Genomic DNA, 17607 nt, shown 5'->3' on the forward strand with positions numbered 1-17607 from the left:
GCAGGCCGGCCCGACCGGGTCACTCCTCGGCGGCCATCTCCTGTTCCTTGCGCCAGCGGATGCCGGCCTCGATGAGACCGTCGAGGTCGCCGTCGAACACCGCAGAGGGGTTGTTGACCTCGTAGCCGGTGCGCAGGTCTTTGACCATCTGGTAGGGATGCGTGACGTAGGAGCGCATCTGGTCGCCCCAGCTGGCCTTGATGTCGCCGGCGAGCTCCTTCTTCTGTGCCGCCTCCTCCTGGCGTTTGCGCTCGAGCAGACGCGACTGGAGGACGCGCATGGCGGCCTCGCGGTTCTGGATCTGGGACTTCTCGTTCTGCATGCTCACGACCACACCCGTGGGGATGTGGGTGATGCGCACGGCCGAGTCCGTCGTGTTCACCGACTGTCCGCCCGGGCCCGAGGACCGGTAGACGTCGATGCGCAGGTCGTTCTCGTCGACCTCGATGTGGTCTGTCGACTCGATGAGCGGGACCACCTCGACGGCGGCGAACGAGGTCTGCCGGCGGCCCTGGTTGTCGAAGGGGCTGATGCGCACCAGACGGTGGGTGCCGGCCTCGACGGACAGAGTGCCGTAGGCGTAGGGGGCGTTGATCTGGATCGTCGCGGACTTGATGCCCGCGCCCTCGGCGTAGGAGGTGTCGAGCTCCTGGACGTTGTACCCGCGGTTCTCCGCCCACCTCACATACATCCGGGTGAGCGTCTGCGCCCAGTCGGTGGCATCGTCGCCGCCGGCGCCCGAACGCACGGTCACGACGGCGGAGCGTTCGTCGTATTCGTGGTTGAGCAGGGTGGAGATCTCGAGATCGGCGAGCTGATCGTGCAGCTTCTTCAGATCCCGGTCGGCTTCTTCGAGGGAATCCGCGTCGCCTTCGTCCTGTGACATCTCGACGAGCAGTTCGGCGTCGTCGATGCGCTGGCCGAACTTCTCGAGCTTGTCCAGGGTGCCCTGCTTGTGCGAGAGCCTGGCCGAGGTCTTCTGCGCCGAGTCCGGATCGTCCCAGAAGGTGGGCGAGGACGCTTCCTCCGTGAGCTCAGCGACTTCGTCGCGCAGATTGTCCAGGTCGGACACGTCGAGAATCGCTTTGTACGTTTGGCGGAGGTTGGCGATTTCAGAAGAGTAATCAGTGGTGGCCATAATGCTCCGATTCTAGTGCATGCACTGCCCGCGCCCAGAACTGAAGCCCGCGGGCGCATACCCGCGGGCTTCGTTCTGTCGTTATACGCAGCCGGTCCGATCAGGCCGGAACTGCCTCGGGCACGGTGGCCCAAGTATCGGGGCCGAAGACCTCGAAGTGGATGTTCGCCTCGGGCACGTCGAGTTCGTCGAGTCCGCGGCGGACGGCCTTCATGAACGGCGGTGGGCCGCAGAGGTAGACCTGCGCGTTCGCGTCGACGGGCACTTCGGCGAGGTTGATGAATCCTTCGTGGACGGTCTCGGTGGCGGTCCGGGCGCCGAGCTGCTCGTACCAGTGGTGCATGTTGGCGCCGGGCAGCTGGTCGACCAGCTGGGCCATCTCGCGCCGGTGGGCGTGGCTGGCCATGGACTGGTCGGCGTGGAGGACGGTGACCGGGCGCTGGGACTCCTTGGACACGAGGTCGTTGAGCGCTCCGAGGATGGGCGTGCATCCGATGCCTGCGGACACGAGCAGCAGCGGGGCCTCGGAGTCCTCGACGACGAGGTCGCCGTAGGGCAGCGAGCAGCGGATGGAATCGCCCTCGAAGACGTTGCCGTGGATGAAGTTCGAGACCTCACCGGCGGGGACGCCCGCCTCGGCGCGGCCGGGCTCGGCCTTGATGGTCACCGTCCAGCTGGTCCGGGCGGTGGCCTTGGTCAGACTGTACTGACGGATCTGGTTCGCGCCGTCGGGCAGCTGGACCTGGACGGAGACGTACTGTCCCGGCTGGGCCTGCGGCAGCGCACCGCCGTCGGGGCGGGAGAGGACGAGGCTGACGGTGGTCGGCGATTCCTGCCTGCGGCGGGTCACGACGAGGTCGCGCCAGACGTCACCGGGAGCGACATCGTGGCGGGCGTAGAGCTCCCTCTCGGCCTTGATCAGCGAGTCCGCCATGTCCCAGTAGACCTCGGTCCAGGCGTCGACGACCTCGGCGGTGGCCGCTTCGCCCAGGACCTCGCCGATGGCGGCGAAGAGATGCTCGTAGACGATCGGGTACTGGTCTTCGGTGATGCCCAGGGAAGCATGCTTGTTCGCGATCCGGCTCATCATCGCGTCGATGTTCGGCGCGTCCTCGGACACGAGCAGGCTCGCATAGGCGGCGATCGCACCCGCCAGGGCCTTCTGCTGCTCACCCTGGGCCTGGTTCCCGCGGTTGAACAGGTCACGCAGCAGGTCGGGGCGGGCGGTGAACATCCGCTTGTAGAAGATCGGGGTGATGTCTCCGATCGCTGCTCCGACGACGGGAAGCGTCTCACGGACGGTGGACAGTGCTGACTGGGAGATCACTGAAACTCCTTTCGCGGCGGTTCGCCACGCGGATGGAACGGCCTTTCCAGGTCGTGCTTGTGCTGACGTCTTCGACAGTACTACGACGTGTAGAACATTTTCTACACGTCGTAGAATTTGAGAAGAGGTCACCCGCAATGCGGACACGCAGCGGCCGGACGGCGCGCGGACGGGTCAGTCGGTGACCTCGACGGTCCCGTGCGCACCGCGCTCGGCGTCGACCATGGTGTGGGTGACGAAGGGATAGTGGCCCGCCTCGGCGAATTCGAGCTCGACGAACCCGCCCTGGGAAGGCGCGAGATCGAGCGTCTGGCTGCCGCCCTTCTCGGCATTGCCGCGCTTGAGCTGGTAGGCGCCTTCCTTGAACACCGTGTCGAACTGTCCGCCGATGATGTGGAAGGCGCTCGGTCGATTCGGTCCGGCGTCGACGACCCAGATGCGCACACGCTCGCCGACCTTCGCGCGGATCGGATCGTGGTCGTACTGGTTCGCGAAGCCGTTGAAGACCACGGCGTCGGCCTCCTCGCGAGCCACTTTATCGGGGTCGACGACTCCGCCCTGCGGGCCCAGGTAGAGCTCTGACTGGATCATGAAGTATTCGCGGTCGACCTCGGGCAGGTTCGACGGGTCGATGATGACGGCTCCGAACATGCCGTTGGCGATGTGGCTCGACATCGGCATAGTCGCGCAGTGGTACATCCAGGCGCCCGAGTGGGTGGCCGTGAACGTGTAGGTCAGCGACTCACCGGGCGCGATCGTGCGCATCGGCTGGTCAGGGGCCAGCTCTCCGGCGTGGAAGTCGATCGAGTGACCCATCGACCCGTCGTTGACGAGGGTGATCTCGAACGTGTCGCCGACCTTTCCGCGCAGGGTCGGGCCGGGCATCGTGCCGTTGAACAGCCACAGCTTCTGCTTGACCCCGACGGCGACCTCGCGTTCGACCTCGCTGATGGTGAAGGTCTTCTTGTGCGTCGTCGTTTCGGGAGCCGGCGGCAGCGTCGCGTCGCGGGCGGTGAAATCGGGGCCGGGCTCTGCCATGAAGTCGAGGTCATCGGCCGCCGAGCCGCTCCCGTCACCGGCCGAGCCCTGGTCCTCACTGCCTGCGGCATCGGCTCCTGTGGCGTTGACGGCGAAGACCATGCCCATCTGCCGGTGGCCGGCGATCGAGCACCAGCCGTCGAGATCCTGACCGACGATGCCGACATCGAGGGTCGCAGATTCGCCGGGGCTCAACCGGCCGCTGTCGACGCCGCCTTCGAGGACGAGGTCATGGACGTCCTGGTCATCGGTGTTCTTCACCTCGATGATGAGTCGGTCGCCGACCGGCACATCGACCTTCGCCGGAGTGAAGCGCATGTCCTTCGCCTCGACGCTCACCCGCGTGGTCTCCCCCGTCGGAGTCACCCCCGCCGAGGCGGACTGAGCCGTGACCGCGGTCGTGGCGGCTGGATCGATGGCCACTCCCCCGGCCACGGCGATGAGCACGAGCGCCAGCCCCGAGGCGGCCGAGGCCAGGGCCCGCCGGTCGTCGAGCTTCTTCGCAGCAGCGCGCTCCTGCCTCGTCGGGCGTTTCTGGGCTTGCACATCGTGCGGATTCGCCTTCGCGCGGCGGGAGGCTCGCAGTCCGCGGAACAGGAAGGGCAGGAACAGGGCCAGCCCCAGAGCCACGAGACCCGAACAGAGGACCCGCACCCAGCTGGGCACCGGCAGCAGGCAGACGGCCAGGCCGAGGTTGATGATGGTCACGCGGAACGCGGCGAGCCGATTGAACTCCCGGTTCGCGGCCCGCACTGCAGCCGGTCCCCCGCCGAGGACGACCGGCAGGAGGTAGGACAGGGCGCCGAAGAGGATCTGCGCGGCGAACCCGGCCGCCAGCGCCGGCGTCAGCCAGGTGAATCCGGATGTGGCCTCGGCCCAGTCCGCGGAGGTGAAGAACACCCAGGCGGTCGCGATGAGGCAGATGGCCAGCCACGATATGGCCGCCGCGGCCGAATAGGTCGGGTACTCCCGAGGCGGTTTCGCCATACCGGCGCGAACGAAGGGAACGGCGACGAGGCCGAGGCCGGCGAGGTAGCCGAGCAGCCCAATGCCCGCGGCCCACGGTGCGACCAGCAGCGATGCGGCCAGGGCGATGGCCAGCCCGACGAGAAGGAGGGGAAGACCGCGGCGGGCGGCCGCCTCGGCGCCGGCGACGATCTTCGTGCGCAGCATCGTCGGCCACAGGGTCATGAGCGTGCCGATGACGGTCAGTCCGATCCAGCCGAGCAGGTTGAGCAGGGCATGGGCGGCGAGCAGTCGCGAGTGCCAGGGATCGGCGATATCGCGGGCGAGGATGACGCCGAAGGTCACGCCCACGGGCAGGATCGCCGCGGCGGCGAGATAGTAGCGGACGGTCCCGGCGAAGCGGGAGGCCAGGGCGTGCCGGACCTTGTTCCACAGGTCGGCCCCGTGCCAGACGACGGCGGCGGCCACCGCTGCGGCACCGATGATGACGATCGCCCAGATCGCGGTCATCATGCCGGTGATGACGACCAGCGTGCCGGAATTGATGAGTCCGAGCCGGATGCTCTGGCTGCGGCGATCATCTGCCGAGGTGGGCGTGTGCAGGAGTGCCTGCGCGAAGTACTGGGACCACACGAGGATCGAATGGCTGACCGCGCCGAGGACGAGGAGGTGGATCATCAGCCACCGCGCCACGGGCAGACCGGGGTGGGCGCCGACGACGATGATGAGGAAGACGATCCAGATCACGACGGGCAGGTCGCGGATGAGCCAGCGGCCGCGGCCGATGCCGAGTTCCGCATCGCGGTCGGCTGTGCCGGCGTCACTCGGGACGCGGTCGCGGTCGCCTGGGGAGGACAGCTGCGGGCTCATCGTGTCGTGTCCTCCTCCGTGAGCGGCGACTTCGTGTCCGGCGCGGCTGCCGGCGACGTGCCTGCGGCGGCATCGCCGGGCGCCGTCGGCTCGGCCGGAGTGCCGGGTCTGGCTGTGCGGGTCGGTTTCGTGGGGCGGCTGCGCCGGTTCGTGGCGATGATCGCCGAGGCGGCCGCGAGCAGCGCGAACCCGAGGAGGGCGATGACGTTGAGCACTCCGCCCCATTGCCGGGCCCAGTCGAGTCCGAAGCCGTCCCCGAGGCCGATGCGCAGGATCAGCCCGAGGTGCAGCAGCATGGCAGGGATGTAGAAGCCCCGGTTGTACGGCAGACGGACCCGCAGAACGGCAGGCAGGATGACCGAGGCGTGGGCCATGATCATCGAGATCGCGAACCCGAGGAAGACCGCGTGCACGGTGGCGTCGAAGGCGCGGGTGTCAGCAGCCGGACCGCCGAGGACCCAGATGATCCCGGCCACGGCCAACCAGACGTAGCCGGCGAGCAGGCAGGCTCCGATGTACCCGGTCTGGCCGGGTGCGCGAACGGTGCGGCGGGCGACGTCGTTGCCGGTCAGCCAGGCGACGAGGCCGAGCAGACCGATGCCCAGCAGCGGAGTGCCGATGCCCGGCCACAGCAGTGCCACGAGAACGGCGAGGACGAAGACCGCGACGAGCAGACGCAGCACTCTCACGGCCGAGCCGCTGATGCTCACTCGGGCGAGTTCGAGCCGCTCAGCGGCGATGGTGAGGATGACGAACCCCGACATCCAGCCGATGAGATTCGACACCGGAGCCCCGCCGAGCCACATGAGGGCTGCGCCGGTGAGCAGGGCGGCACCGAGGGCCTGGATGAGGATGGCGTCGTCGAAGTTGCGTCTGAACAGGGGAATGTAGAGCACGGTCAGGGCCAGACTGCCGACTGTGAGTCCGAGCTGTCCGACGATGAGCGGGGCAGGAGTGAGCACGGCGATGGCGCCGAGCCCGAGGAGTCCGGGGGCGAGGAACCCGACCGGTTTCGCCAGCGCCACAGCGCGCTCGAGGGCGATGACGGTGCCGAGGAACCCGAAGACCATGAGGATGCCGTGCAGATCGGGCAGATCGGCTGTGCTCACAGGAGCCCAGACCCCGAGGAGGAGCAGGGCGGCGTCGAGACCGGCGAGCATCGCCAGTCCGGCGGGGACGAGGAAGGCGAGACGGCGGATCACTGGTCGGGCTTTCGAGCCGAGGTCGTCACGGATGCATCGGCGGTGTCGGATGCCCTGTCCTGCAGGTGCAGACGGCAGGCACCGGGCTCGGAGAAGGGTTCGAGTTCGCTGTCGGCCGTCGCGTCGCCGAAGATTTCGAGCGCGCCGCGGACCAGACCGAGGTGGACTCCGCACACGATGTCGGGATGCTCATGGGCGGCCTCGAGCAGCGGGCACCGGGTCAGACGAAAGCTGCGCCGATCGGTGGCGGCCTCGGCGCTCGCGGTCGTGTCCGCCGGCTCGGGGGCGAAGCCGAGCTCGTCGAGCAGGGTGACCGTCTCCGCGACGGCCGAGATCTGCTCGACGGCAGCAGATCTCGCCGCTCCGCCCTCGGAGGCGTCCGCCTCGGCGCGCGTTTCGGCGGCTTCCCGGGCGAGGTCACGGCCCCAGCCGATTCCGGCCGCGATTCCGTCCTCGCGCGGGTTTGCGCTCGTGCGAGCGATATGAGCAGCCAGCACCGAGGCGAGCCCGAGGTATTCGGAGGTTCCCGTCTGCGGGGAGCCGGCGGCTCGATACAGCCAAGCCGGTCGTCCCCGCCCCGTCGATGCCGCCTTGGACTTCGTGGCCGCGCCGGCCTCGACCAGCTGGTCGAGATGCTCGCGCACGGTGTTCTGATGCAGTCCGGTCATGGCTGCCAGGGCCGAGATCGTCACCGCCCCCGCCTGGGAGGCGAGGTGTTCGTGGACGAAGGCGACCGCCGGGGTCAGATCCGTCTGCGGGGCTGCCGGCTCCGGCCCGAGCGCCGCCGAATCCCTGTCTGTGTGGCCGCGATTGTTTTTCACGGTTCCCATTGTAATAAATGGCATCCAGTGAGCCGCGCCCGGCCCATGATCGATACCACAAGCGCCGCCGGCGGGAGATCCTATTCATCCCGCCGGCGGCGCGGCTCGTGTCATTTCGCCCCGGTGATCGGTGAAGAAAATGTATACCGGATCCCGTCGGTGCGCAACAGGGTTCCGGTCGCCGCCGGTTTCAGGCTCAGGGCTCCGGCAGTGGATTGCACGAGCCGATACGGCGCGTGTAACTACATCCGTGTCACTTTAGGGCCGAACGAAAGTTATCCACAGATCTGAGAAATCACTGGATTCTTCATTCGACTACAGATAGGTTAAACAGCAAATCTCGCTGTCATTTGATTGATCTGGGCAAGGGTTCACCGTGGAAGCCACCGAAGTCATCACCAGCGAGGTCCACAAGCGGATCAGAGATCTCGATGTGGACCCGCGCGCCGATATTCAGCGATCCCGCGAGCTCATTCGCACCGTCATCGCAGAATACGACGAGCGCAGCCTCGTCGCCGATCTGCCTGTCCTCGAAGACAGAGAAGCGACCTTCCGCCACATCGACAATCAGCTCTCGGGCTTCGGCGCCCTGCAGGACTATTTCGATGATCCGCACGTCGAGGAGATCTGGGTCAACAGCCCGAGTGAGGTCTTCATCGCCGTCGACGGCATCCACCAGCTGACGACGACGAAGCTGAGCGTCGGTGAGCTCGACGACCTGATCGAGCGAATGCTGCGGACCTCCGGCCGCCGTGTCGACCTGTCCCAGCCGTTCGTCGACGCCATGCTGCCCGACGGGTCTCGTCTGCATGTCGTGCTGCCCGACATCACGCGAACACATCCGGCCGTGAATATCCGCAAGTTCATCGCCCGGCCGCGCAGTCTCGCGAACCTCGTGTCGAAGGGTTCGCTGACACCCGGTGCCGCCGAGTTCCTCGACGCGGCGGTCGCCTGCGGCGCGAACATCCTTGTCTCCGGAGCCACTCAGGCCGGCAAGACCACCATGCTCAACGCTCTGGCCGGGTCGATCCCGGCCAGGGAGCGCACGATCTCCTGTGAGGAGGTCTTCGAACTCAACCTGCCCAGTCGCGACTGGGTGCCGATGCAGTGTCGACAGCCCTCACTCGAAGGCACCGGCGAGGTCACCCTGCGGGACCTGGTCAAAGAAGCGCTGCGCATGCGTCCGACCCGCATCATCGTCGGTGAGGTCCGAGAAGCCGAGAGCCTCGACCTCCTCGTCGCACTCAATTCAGGCCTGCCCGGGATGGGCACCATCCATGCGAACTCCGCCCGCGCCGCCATCACGAAGATCTCCACCCTGCCCCTGCTGGCCGGGGCGAACATCTCCTCCGCCTTCGTCGTACCCACCGTCGCCGGCAGCTTCGACATCGTCGTCCATCTGCGCAGGGACCCTTCGGGACTCCGGCGCGTCGACGAGATCTGCGCCGTGCCCGGAGGAGTCGAAGGCGATGTCGTCGAGCTCGATACGATCTTCCATTCCCCGCGCGGACAGCTCATCCGCGGTCAGGGGTTCGGCCACCTCGGCGAGCGGTTCGTCACCATCGGCAGAGATCTGCACGCCATTCTGGAGGCGGCGTGAGCTATTCGCAGTACAGCCTGCTCATCGGCGCCTGCCTCGGTGCCGGTCTGTTCCTCATCTGGATGTCCCTGTGGCAGCCCCCGACAGGGGCCAGGACGCAGCGGCGGTGGGTGCGCGAGATCGACGACATGCTCACAGGCGCAGGCTTCCCGCGCTTGCGGCCCGCGCATCTGCTGCTCATCTCTGTCGCGGTCTTCTGTGTCGTCTCCGTCATCTCCACCGTCCTCACCGGCTCCTGGGCGATCGCCCTGTGCTTCGGCCTCTTCGGCTCCTGGCTGCCGCACCGGATCCTGCAGCATCGGGCCCGCGGTCGGCAGGTGATGCGCCGTGAGCTGTGGCCGGAGACTCTCGACCACCTCAACTCCGGTGTCCGAGCAGGGCTCTCCCTTCCCGAGGCACTCAGTTCGCTGGCGCAGCGCGGGCCCGAACCCCTGCGCCCCCTGTTCGAGGTCTTCGCCGAGGAGTACAGGGCCAGCGGGTCCTTCGCCCTGGCGCTCGAGAGGTTCCGCCAGGTCAGCGCCGACCCGGTCGCCGACCGCATCGTCGTGGCTCTGAGCGTCACCCGGCAGGTCGGCGGCAGCGATCTGGGCACCATGCTGCGTGCCCTGGCGCAGTTCGTACGTGACGACGCCCGCACCCGCAACGAGCTGACCGCCCGGCAGCAGTGGACGGTCAACGGCGCCCGCCTGGCCGTCGCCGCTCCCTGGGCAGTGCTCGCTTTCCTCTCCACCAGACCGGAGACAGCCACCGCCTACAACTCCCGGACCGGGCTGATCCTCCTGGCCGCGGGATTCGTCGTCTCACTGCTCGCTTATCAGGCGATGAAGCGCATCGGACGCCTTCCGACGGAGCCGCGGGTGATCGAAGGCTCCTCGCTCAGCTCCGCGACCAGACGTTTCGCCGACGCCGCGGACGAGACCGGGGCACAGGGGCTGAGCGGTTTCGGAAGGCTCGGCTCCTCAGGACCGCATTCGCACGGGTCGAGCGGACGCACCATCGGCGGGGATCGACAGGGCGGACAGGCGGCATGAGCATCCTCGACGAACCGCTGAGTGTGCTCGGCCTCGGGCTCTTCAACGGTCTGGCCCTGTGCGTATTCATCTTCTCCCTCCCGCCTCTGCGCCGACCGACCCTGTCCTCCCGGATCGCTCCCTATCTGCGCGATCAGGAGTCCCTGATCGATGTCTACGCTCCCCCGACGCCTCGCTCGGAGGGATTCGTCGGTGTCACGAAGTCTCTGCTGCTGACCTCGACTCTGTGGGTCACTTCGCGCATCACCACCGATGCCACGCTGCGGCAGCGCATCGACCGCCTCGGAGGAAACGCGACGATCGAACGCTTCCGGATCAACCAGGTGCTGAGCATCCTGGTCGGGATGATCGCCGCCGGTGGGCTGGCCGGACTGCTGTCGGCTCAGCGCGGCTTCTCCCCCATCGTCACCTTCGTCCTCGTCATCAGCGGCGGCATCGCCGGCCATGTGTTCAACGATTGGCGCCTGAGCCAGGCCATCAGCCGCCACGAATCACGGGTGCTCGCCGAGTTCCCCACCGTGGCGGAGCTGCTTGCCCTGTCGATCACCGCAGGCGAGGGGATCGTGGAGGCGCTCGAACGGGTGTGCCGGACCTGTTCGGGTGATCTCATCGACGAGCTCCGCGCGGCCCTTGCCGCGACGCGCACCGGCACGCCGCTGGTCGAAGCTCTCGACGGTATGGCCGCACGGATCGCCATCCCCGAGATCGTCCAATTCGTCGACGGGCTCGCGGTGTCGATGACTCGCGGCACTCCCCTGGCGGAAGTGCTGCGGTCCCAGGCGGCAGATGTGCGCGAACAGTCGCGCCGCCGCCTGCTCGAACTCTCCGGCAAGAAGGAGATCGGCATGTTGGTTCCGGTCGTCGTCTTCGTCCTGCCGGTCACCGTCATCTTCGCCGTCTTCCCGTCCCTGACCGTCCTCGACCTCAGCCCCTGAGACCCCGAAGAAGGAGACACTATGTTCCGTCAGTTCAGCTGCCGACTCATCCCTTTCGTGCTCGGGTTGATTCCCGGTCCACCCGATCGCCGAGGTGGAAGGACCAACGCCGAGGTCCCCGCCCCAGACGCCGGCACTGTCGTCGATCCGCCCGATCGCGGGGATGTGCCCGGATGGGTGCTCATCACCCTGATGACCGCGGGGCTGGTGGTGGCGCTGTGGGCACTGGCCGGTGAGGCCTTCACCTCGATGTTCCAGGACGCCATGAACAAGGTCCGCGGTGCCGGGTGATCAGGCGGCGCCCGCAGACGAACATGCCGAGCACTCCGGAATCGACGGTCCCGACTCGGGCTCCGCAGTCGCCGAGTTCGTGCTCGTCGCCTCACTGCTGGCCCTGATCCTCGCCGGTGCTCTGCAGATCGGTCTCGTCATCCACGTCCGCAACACGGTCATCGACTCGGCGATCGCGGGAGCCAGACAGGCGAGTCTGGCCGACCAGAGCCCACGCGACGGGCAGAGGCTGACCGCGGACCTGATCCGCGTGTCCGTCGGCGAGCGCTATGCGCAGAAGGTCACCGTCTCGACTTCACAGCGCGGTGGGGCCGAGATCGTCGAGGTCCGGGTGAGGACACCGCTGCCTGTGCTCGGACTGTGGGGGCCGGCCGAGGTCTGGGATCTGCGAGGCAGGTCCCTCGTCGAGGACATCGACCGTGACTGATGCCCACATCAGTCCCTCCGGCGAGACCGGCGGCGAAACCGATGTGGACGAGCACACCGGGCCCTCGGCCGAACCGGCAGATGCCGGGAGCGCCGTCATCGAGTTCATCTTCGCCTCGATCATCCTGCTCATCCCCGTCATCTACCTCATGCTCACCCTCTCCCAGCTGCAGGCGGCCAGCTATGCGACCACCTCGGCGGCGATATCGGCCTCGCGCATCGCGGCCCGCGATGCGAACCCCTCGGAGGCTCGGGCCCGTGCCGTCGCGAAGATGCACTTCGCGGATTTCGGCCTGGAAGATTCCGCGCCGACCATCACCTACTCGTGCGCGGGCCCTTGTGGACATGCGGGGTCTCTTGTCACCGCACGGGTCGAGACGCGTGTGTCACTGCCCGGTCTCCCGCTCCTCTTCGGTTCCGAACACGCCCCGCACATCACCCTGCGGGCGCACCACACCGATGTCGTCGCCTCAGGAGCCGGATGAGATGATCGAGGACCATACCCACGAGTCGGACACCGGGTCGATCACACCTCTGGCCATCGGCTTCGTCGTCATCGCCCTGCTCCTCGCATTCCTCATCGCGGCGCTGACCGATCTGCACATGGCCCGACGGGAGCTGCAGGGCCTCGCCGATTCCGCGGCGCTGGCGGCCTCGGACTCCTTCGAACCCGCCCCGGGTGAGGACCCCGGTCTCGTGTTCTCACCTCCCGCGGCCAAGCGTGCGGCGGGCCGCTATCTCGCGGCCGTCCCGACTCCGACGGGCATGCACGATCTGCGGCTGAGCGCCGACGCCGATGGGGCGCACTCGGTGAGGATCCGCCTCCGGACCAGCTACTCGCCACCCCTGCTCTCGCCTTTCGTGCCCGGACTCATCGACCTTCAGGCCACGGCTCACGCCAGGGGCGCGCTCCGCCTCTCCTGATCGCACCGACTGCACGTTCACGGCACTTCGACGCCGTTTCCTGTGGAAGGCGTTCCCACTCGCATGTTCTCGCACTGTGGATGCACAATCACTGTGCACAGTGGGCCGTCGGTGTCTTGTCGGCGCCCATCGACGCAGAGATCCTGTGTTCATGAGAACTCTGGGACTCGTCCATCGCCTCGAGGCGAACGGAGAAGTGACGAGCGCCCGGATCGAAGCCGATTCGGCTCAGCCGGTGCTCGAGGTCTTCCGGGCCCTGTTCGGCTGCGCTCTGCTGCCCAGAGACCTCCTCGAGGGCAATCGGCTCGGTGAGGGCAGCCTCGAAACCATCACCTGGGGAGGCTGGCAGAGCCTCAACCCGATCACCGTCATCGGGGCACACACCCTGCGGACCACGTCATCCGGGGCCGAGGCCGAACTGGCATCCGTGAGCGTCCTGGCCGGACCGGACTCGGGATTCGCCCTCACCGTCGACCCACGAAGGGCGCGGCTGAGCCGGCTTCCCCACGATTCCTGCCTGACCATCATCGACCCCTGCCTGTCCCGACAGCCGATTCCCCTGGAGATCGATGCCGCAGGTGAACAGGAAACCGTCTGCCGAGGCGCGACGATCCTCGCCCCGAGCCCGGGTGCCGCTCTGACCCCGGGAACGCAGTCCACAGCGAACGCGCCCGGAGAACTGCCGCAGTTCCGTTCCCCGCCGCCGCACCGCAGAGAGGACACACATATCGTTCCGAAGACGATCGACGATCCCCGGCCGGCCCGTCCTCCGCAGTGGTGGACCTTCCTCATCCCCATCGGCATCGGGGTGGTGCTGGCAGTCGTCACGGGGATGTGGTGGTTCCTGCTCTTCAGCATCTCGGCCCCGCTCTCCGGGTACATCGCCTACTTCGTGGAGAAGAAGCGCTTCACCCGCGACTCCGCCCGTTGCCGACGCGACCGCAGCGCTGCTCTGGCCGAAGCTCGCACGCGACTGTGCGAACTCGAAGCGACACACCGTCGCGCTGCCTTCACCGCTCCGGGTCTGTGTCTCGGTTTCGGAGCGCTCCTCAGCGACCTGACGATCGATGAGCAGCTGCAGGAGGGAATCGATCATGTCGCAGGACGGGTGGTGCTGGATTCGATGCCGATCCGAATCGATCCGATGAGCACCGCGGTGACCGTCAGAGGTGACGTCGAACAGCTGCGCACCATGGCCTTCTCCTGGATGTCCGACCGGCGCTTCGCCTGGCGACCGTGCCCGGAGCTGACGCTGCTGCCGGAGCTGGCCGGCACGGAATTCGCCGGCGCACATGCCACAGCACCCGGCCTCTCCCTGCCACGCCACGGGCCGACGGCCGAGGAACTCATCGATGTGCGGCTCGATGAGACCGCACACCCGGCGGCCCTGTCTCTCTCCGGCCCCCACACCGATTCCTCGCTCTCGATGACCCTGGGGAGCTTGGCCCAGGCACTCACGACAGCATCGACAGCGCCCCGTGGTCCCGTCCCCGGCCGACCGCTGATCGCCTCACTCATGCCGGCCGCCCGATTCGTCACCCTGCACCGGAACCGCCAGACGCGCGGTGAACTTCGGCCCTGGCCCAGCCACGGTCTCGGCGAGCTCTGTGATGACGCCCCTGACGCCATCATGGAACGGTGGCGCCACCCGGTACCCGGGCCGGCGATCATCGGCCGCGGAGCGCACGGCGCAGTCGGCATCGACCTGTTCGACGACGGCCCTCACGCCCTCGTCGCCGGAACCACGGGCAGCGGAAAATCACTGCTCCTGCAGACCTGGCTGCTGGCGACGGCTCTGGCACACCCGCCCCGGCGACTGCGCTTCGTGCTCATCGATTTCAAGGGCGGCGCCACCTTCGCCCCGCTGCAGGATCTGCCGCACACCGACAGCGTGCTCGATGACTTCGATTCCGGGCTGGCCTTCCGCGCCCTCGTCTCAGTGCGCGCCGAGATCACGCACCGGGAACGGCTGCTGGCCGACCGCGGATGCGCCGATGTCCTCGATCTCGACGACCCGCCGCCGCGCCTCGTCGTCGTCATCGACGAATTCCATGCGCTCATGGCCGCTCATCCACGAGCCGCTGACCTGCTCGAACACCTCACCGCGCTGGGACGGTCGCTGGGTGTGCACCTCATCCTCGCCACGCAGCGTCCCATGGGCGTCGTCACCGGGCAGATGAAGGCCAATATCAATATCCGCGTCTGCCTCCGGGTACGCGACGAAACCGATTCTTTCGACGTCATCGGCAGCGAGGCCGGGGCCCTGCTGCCGGCGGACAAGCCGGGCGCCGCGTGCCTGGACACCGGTACGGCTGTCTCTCAGTTCCGGGTCGCCGTGCCCTTCGGCACCGATCCCCGCAACGAGGCGGTCCGCCGCCCGCGTCTGCGGCCGTGGACACGAGGGCCGGTTCCGTCCCTGGCCAGCGGGCTCAGAGGTGTCAGCGTCGACAATATCGCTGCCGCGGCCGCGGCGATGCCGGAACAGGCGCCGCCGCGGCAGGTGGTGCTCCCACCGCTTCCCTCACCGGAGGAGATATTCACCGGCGCGGAAGCGGACGAGGTGCTCACCCCCGAGTCACTGGCCGACAGATCGGCCGGCGCCGACAGTGCCTCCGGAGACGAGCCCGCGGTGGTGACCGGCATCATCGACATCCCGAAGGAGCAGGACCAGCAGATATGGCTCTATGAACCCGACGTCGACGGTTCGACGATACTGACCTCGGCCGACCCGGCGGTCACGGATTCCGTGCTCGTGCGGATGGCTCGCGCCGCTGCACCGAGGCGGCGCATCATCGCGCTGGGCAGGATCGCCTCGGCCCTCGATTGGGCCGAGGTCACTTGCGGAATGGATACGGGATGGCGGATGCAGGTCGTCCTGGACCATCTCGCCTTCGACCCGAGCGGGGCGGACCGGCCACCGAGCCTGCTGGTGTGCGGCAATTGGGCCGAACTCGTCGATTCGCTCGATCATCATTGGGCCGATCGTCTGGAACGTCTGCTCAGCCACGGAACGAATTCCGGACTCGTGTTCCTCCTCGCCGGCTGCCGGAACGCAGCGAGCAGGAGTTCACGGTTCTCCACCCAGATCATCTTCCCGCCTGCGGCAGGAGAGGACGGCCTCAGCGTCGGTCTCAGCCGACAGCGCTTCGCCGGCCGCTGGCCGGAGTTCCGCGCTGTGCTCCGCGGCCCGCGAGCGTCCTCGGCGGGAGGTGACGGAGCCGATGTCCAACTGCTGCCGCAGGACAGAAGGGCGGCAGAACCAGCTGGTTCTGCCGGTTCTGTCGGCCCTGTCGACTTTGCGGGTTGTGACGGTTCCGCACAGACTCGGACCGGCTTCGCGCCGCGCTGGTATGGTCTCGAACGTCACGCGGGGCCCGAAGTCGCGGACCTGATCACAGAGACGGAGGAACCGCCCCGAGAGCTTCTCTTCCCCCTCGGCACCGATCAGGAACATCTCATCCCCATCGGCGTCGACGCCTTCGGCGAGACCGTGCTCTGGAATCCTGTGCGTGACGGTTCTGTGCTCACGGTCCGGGGCTCCTCGCAGAGCGGGAAGAGCGAGTTATCTGCGCTGATGCAGAGCCTGGCGAACGCCGCGGTCTCAACCCATGACGACGCTCACAGGGAGACCGAACCGCTCGACTGGGACCTGCTCGACGGTGACCTCCACGTGCTCACCATGCCGACGCGCTTCACCCCCGGTTACGGCTCTACGCTGTCGAAGGCACAGGGACTCGGGCCCCTGCTGGTGCTCGGTGCGCACAGCCGTCACGACCTCAACGGTCTCGGCCTCATCAGACAGGCACCGCTCGACGGTCGGCCGGGCACGGGGTGGTTCGTCACCGAGGATCGTGCTCGGGCTGTCCGGACCCTCACCGCCGATGAAGCCGCAGCTCTGCTGCGCAAACGCTCAGCGACGAGCACCGGAGGCCACGATCAGGCGGCGTCGGAAGGAGGCCCTGTGAGAGTCTCGTAACGGTACAGCTCGGCCGCCGCGCCCGATTCGAGCAGACGGTCGGCGAGCGCCGAGATCACCGGCATCCCGCTCGTGACTTCGATGACGACATCGGCGTCGACGGACAGGCGGGCCAGCAGCAGCTCGGCATCGGCGACGGCTGCGGCGAAGAACTCACCGGCTGCGTCAGCGGCATCCTCGCAGGTCTCGAACATCGACCCGAGGATGAGCTCGGTCGGTGCTTCCTCCTCGACCTGGTCGACGACGGCCGAGCCGGCCTGACCGCCCGACTGCCCCTCACCCGACTGTCCGGAACCCGGCTGACCAGCAGCGGTGTCACCGGCGGCCGGCAGGGTCCCGGCCGTCTCGTCTGCCTCGCGCGCATAGGACACGGCGAAGGCGCTGAGTCCGTCCGCCTCGGCGGTCCCGGCCGCACCGTTCAGCAGTGCCGCGCCGTGGGCGCCTGCGGCTTCGGAGAGGAAGGCGTTATTCACCTGCCCGATCGTCAGCGGGCCGACAGCATCGTCACGGTTGACGGCGGTGTACCACGCAAGGAAGGCCTTCGTCAGCTTCACCGAACCGGTGGCCACGATCTCGAGGTCCTCGGCCCGTCCCCCTCCGGACGGCGGCAGGGCCCCGGCGGGCACCCTGATCACCCGAGTCGTCGTCAGCGGAGTGAATCCGAGCGCTTGGGCGAAGCCCTCCCCCGAGCTGCCGGCCTGGACCCGGGCACGCAGGTCGAGACCTTCGAGCGCCGTGCCGCGCGTCTCGGCGCAGACGGCGTCGAAGAGCTCGCGCCCCTGGCCGTGCCCGCGTTCCTCGGCGGCGACCTCGACGTGCACCCATGCCCGGTAGGGGTGCAGGGGCGATTCGGAGATCGCGGCAGCACCGACGGGAACGTCGGGAACCACCTCGGCGATGACGGAGCGGATCAGCGGAGAGTCCGAGGACGGGCGGAACAGGGACCTGGCCATATGACCGGCCGGAGTGTCCGCGTCGGCGAACACTTCGTTCAGGCGCAGATCGTCACCGTCGCTCAGCTCTCTGATGGGCATGTGCTCGCTCCTTGGGCGGTGGGGAACT

The 17607-nt window shown here is 67.8% G+C and carries 14 protein-coding genes; 8 read left to right on the top strand and 6 right to left on the bottom strand.

All coding sequences use genetic code 11. From position 1 onward, the window contains the following. Positions 1-19: 19 nt before the first annotated feature. The 5 genes from prfB to IIE29_RS01750 form a co-directional block, all read right to left on the bottom strand. The gene (prfB, locus tag IIE29_RS01730) at positions 20-1138 is read right to left on the bottom strand and encodes a peptide chain release factor 2 (protein ID WP_209323459.1); all 1119 of its coding nucleotides are present in this window, start codon (positions 1136-1138) and stop codon (positions 20-22) included. 100 nt (positions 1139-1238) lie between these two features. After that, on the bottom strand, positions 1239-2465 hold the full coding sequence (locus IIE29_RS01735) for a globin domain-containing protein (RefSeq protein ID WP_209323460.1): 1227 nt from the start codon (positions 2463-2465) through the stop codon (positions 1239-1241). 174 nt (positions 2466-2639) lie between these two features. Next, on the bottom strand, positions 2640-5339 hold the full coding sequence (locus IIE29_RS01740; RefSeq protein WP_209323461.1) for a multicopper oxidase domain-containing protein: 2700 nt from the start codon (positions 5337-5339) through the stop codon (positions 2640-2642). Continuing rightward, positions 5336-6541 (bottom strand): hypothetical protein, encoded by a 1206-nt coding sequence (locus IIE29_RS01745; protein WP_209323462.1) that lies wholly within the window; start codon positions 6539-6541, stop codon positions 5336-5338. The genes IIE29_RS01740 and IIE29_RS01745 overlap by 4 nt, the downstream gene beginning before the upstream one ends. Then, positions 6538-7362, bottom strand: a complete 825-nt coding sequence (locus tag IIE29_RS01750; RefSeq protein WP_209323463.1) for a helix-turn-helix transcriptional regulator — start codon at positions 7360-7362, stop codon at positions 6538-6540. The genes IIE29_RS01745 and IIE29_RS01750 overlap by 4 nt, the downstream gene beginning before the upstream one ends. Positions 7363-7738: 376 nt before the next feature. On the opposite strand from IIE29_RS01750, the gene IIE29_RS01755 reads away from it, so the two are divergent. The 8 genes from IIE29_RS01755 to IIE29_RS01790 all read left to right on the top strand — a co-directional run bounded on the left by IIE29_RS01755 (position 7739) and on the right by IIE29_RS01790 (position 16545). Further along, on the top strand, positions 7739-8962 hold the full coding sequence (locus tag IIE29_RS01755) for a TadA family conjugal transfer-associated ATPase (RefSeq protein ID WP_209323464.1): 1224 nt from the start codon (positions 7739-7741) through the stop codon (positions 8960-8962). Then, positions 8959-9993, top strand: coding sequence for a type II secretion system F family protein (locus tag IIE29_RS01760; protein WP_209323465.1), 1035 nt, complete (start codon positions 8959-8961; stop codon positions 9991-9993). Before IIE29_RS01755 ends, IIE29_RS01760 begins: the two co-directional genes overlap by 4 nt. Then, positions 9990-10928, top strand: a complete 939-nt coding sequence (locus IIE29_RS01765; protein ID WP_209323466.1) for a type II secretion system F family protein — start codon at positions 9990-9992, stop codon at positions 10926-10928. Before IIE29_RS01760 ends, IIE29_RS01765 begins: the two co-directional genes overlap by 4 nt. Before the next feature lie 21 nt (positions 10929-10949). Further along, positions 10950-11219, top strand: coding sequence for a hypothetical protein (locus tag IIE29_RS01770; protein WP_209324171.1), 270 nt, complete (start codon positions 10950-10952; stop codon positions 11217-11219). Next, complete coding sequence (locus IIE29_RS01775) at positions 11209-11646, top strand: TadE/TadG family type IV pilus assembly protein (protein WP_343071757.1); 438 nt, start codon at positions 11209-11211, stop codon at positions 11644-11646. The genes IIE29_RS01770 and IIE29_RS01775 overlap by 11 nt, the downstream gene beginning before the upstream one ends. Next, positions 11639-12130, top strand: coding sequence for a hypothetical protein (locus tag IIE29_RS01780; RefSeq protein WP_216629497.1), 492 nt, complete (start codon positions 11639-11641; stop codon positions 12128-12130). The genes IIE29_RS01775 and IIE29_RS01780 overlap by 8 nt, the downstream gene beginning before the upstream one ends. A 1-nt stretch (position 12131) precedes the next feature. Next, the gene (locus IIE29_RS01785; protein WP_209323467.1) at positions 12132-12569 is read left to right on the top strand and encodes a pilus assembly protein TadG-related protein; all 438 of its coding nucleotides are present in this window, start codon (positions 12132-12134) and stop codon (positions 12567-12569) included. Between the two features lie 151 nt (positions 12570-12720). Then, complete coding sequence (locus tag IIE29_RS01790; RefSeq protein WP_209323468.1) at positions 12721-16545, top strand: FtsK/SpoIIIE domain-containing protein; 3825 nt, start codon at positions 12721-12723, stop codon at positions 16543-16545. Here the strand turns inward: IIE29_RS01790 and IIE29_RS01795 are convergent. Beyond that, entirely contained in the window at positions 16506-17579 is a 1074-nt protein-coding gene (locus IIE29_RS01795; protein ID WP_209323469.1) for a GNAT family N-acetyltransferase, read from the bottom strand. The genes IIE29_RS01790 and IIE29_RS01795 overlap by 40 nt on opposite strands. Positions 17580-17607: the final 28 nt, after the last annotated feature.

Source organism: Brevibacterium renqingii, from assembly GCF_017808095.1.
Lineage (GTDB): Bacteria > Actinomycetota > Actinomycetes > Actinomycetales > Brevibacteriaceae > Brevibacterium > Brevibacterium renqingii.

Excerpts from the sequence above, each read along its gene's own strand:
- prfB (WP_209323459.1), bottom strand. The coding sequence starts at position 1,138 with ATGGCCACCACTGATTACTCTTCTGAAATCGCCAACCTCCGCCAAACG.
- IIE29_RS01740 (WP_209323461.1), bottom strand. The coding sequence starts at position 5,339 with ATGAGCCCGCAGCTGTCCTCCCCAGGCGACCGCGACCGCGTCCCGAGT.
- IIE29_RS01765 (WP_209323466.1), top strand. The coding sequence starts at position 9,990 with ATGAGCATCCTCGACGAACCGCTGAGTGTGCTCGGCCTCGGGCTCTTC.
- IIE29_RS01770 (WP_209324171.1), top strand. The coding sequence starts at position 10,950 with ATGTTCCGTCAGTTCAGCTGCCGACTCATCCCTTTCGTGCTCGGGTTG.
- IIE29_RS01785 (WP_209323467.1), top strand. The coding sequence starts at position 12,132 with ATGATCGAGGACCATACCCACGAGTCGGACACCGGGTCGATCACACCT.
- IIE29_RS01790 (WP_209323468.1), top strand. The coding sequence starts at position 12,721 with ATGAGAACTCTGGGACTCGTCCATCGCCTCGAGGCGAACGGAGAAGTG.
- IIE29_RS01795 (WP_209323469.1), bottom strand. The coding sequence starts at position 17,579 with ATGCCCATCAGAGAGCTGAGCGACGGTGACGATCTGCGCCTGAACGAA.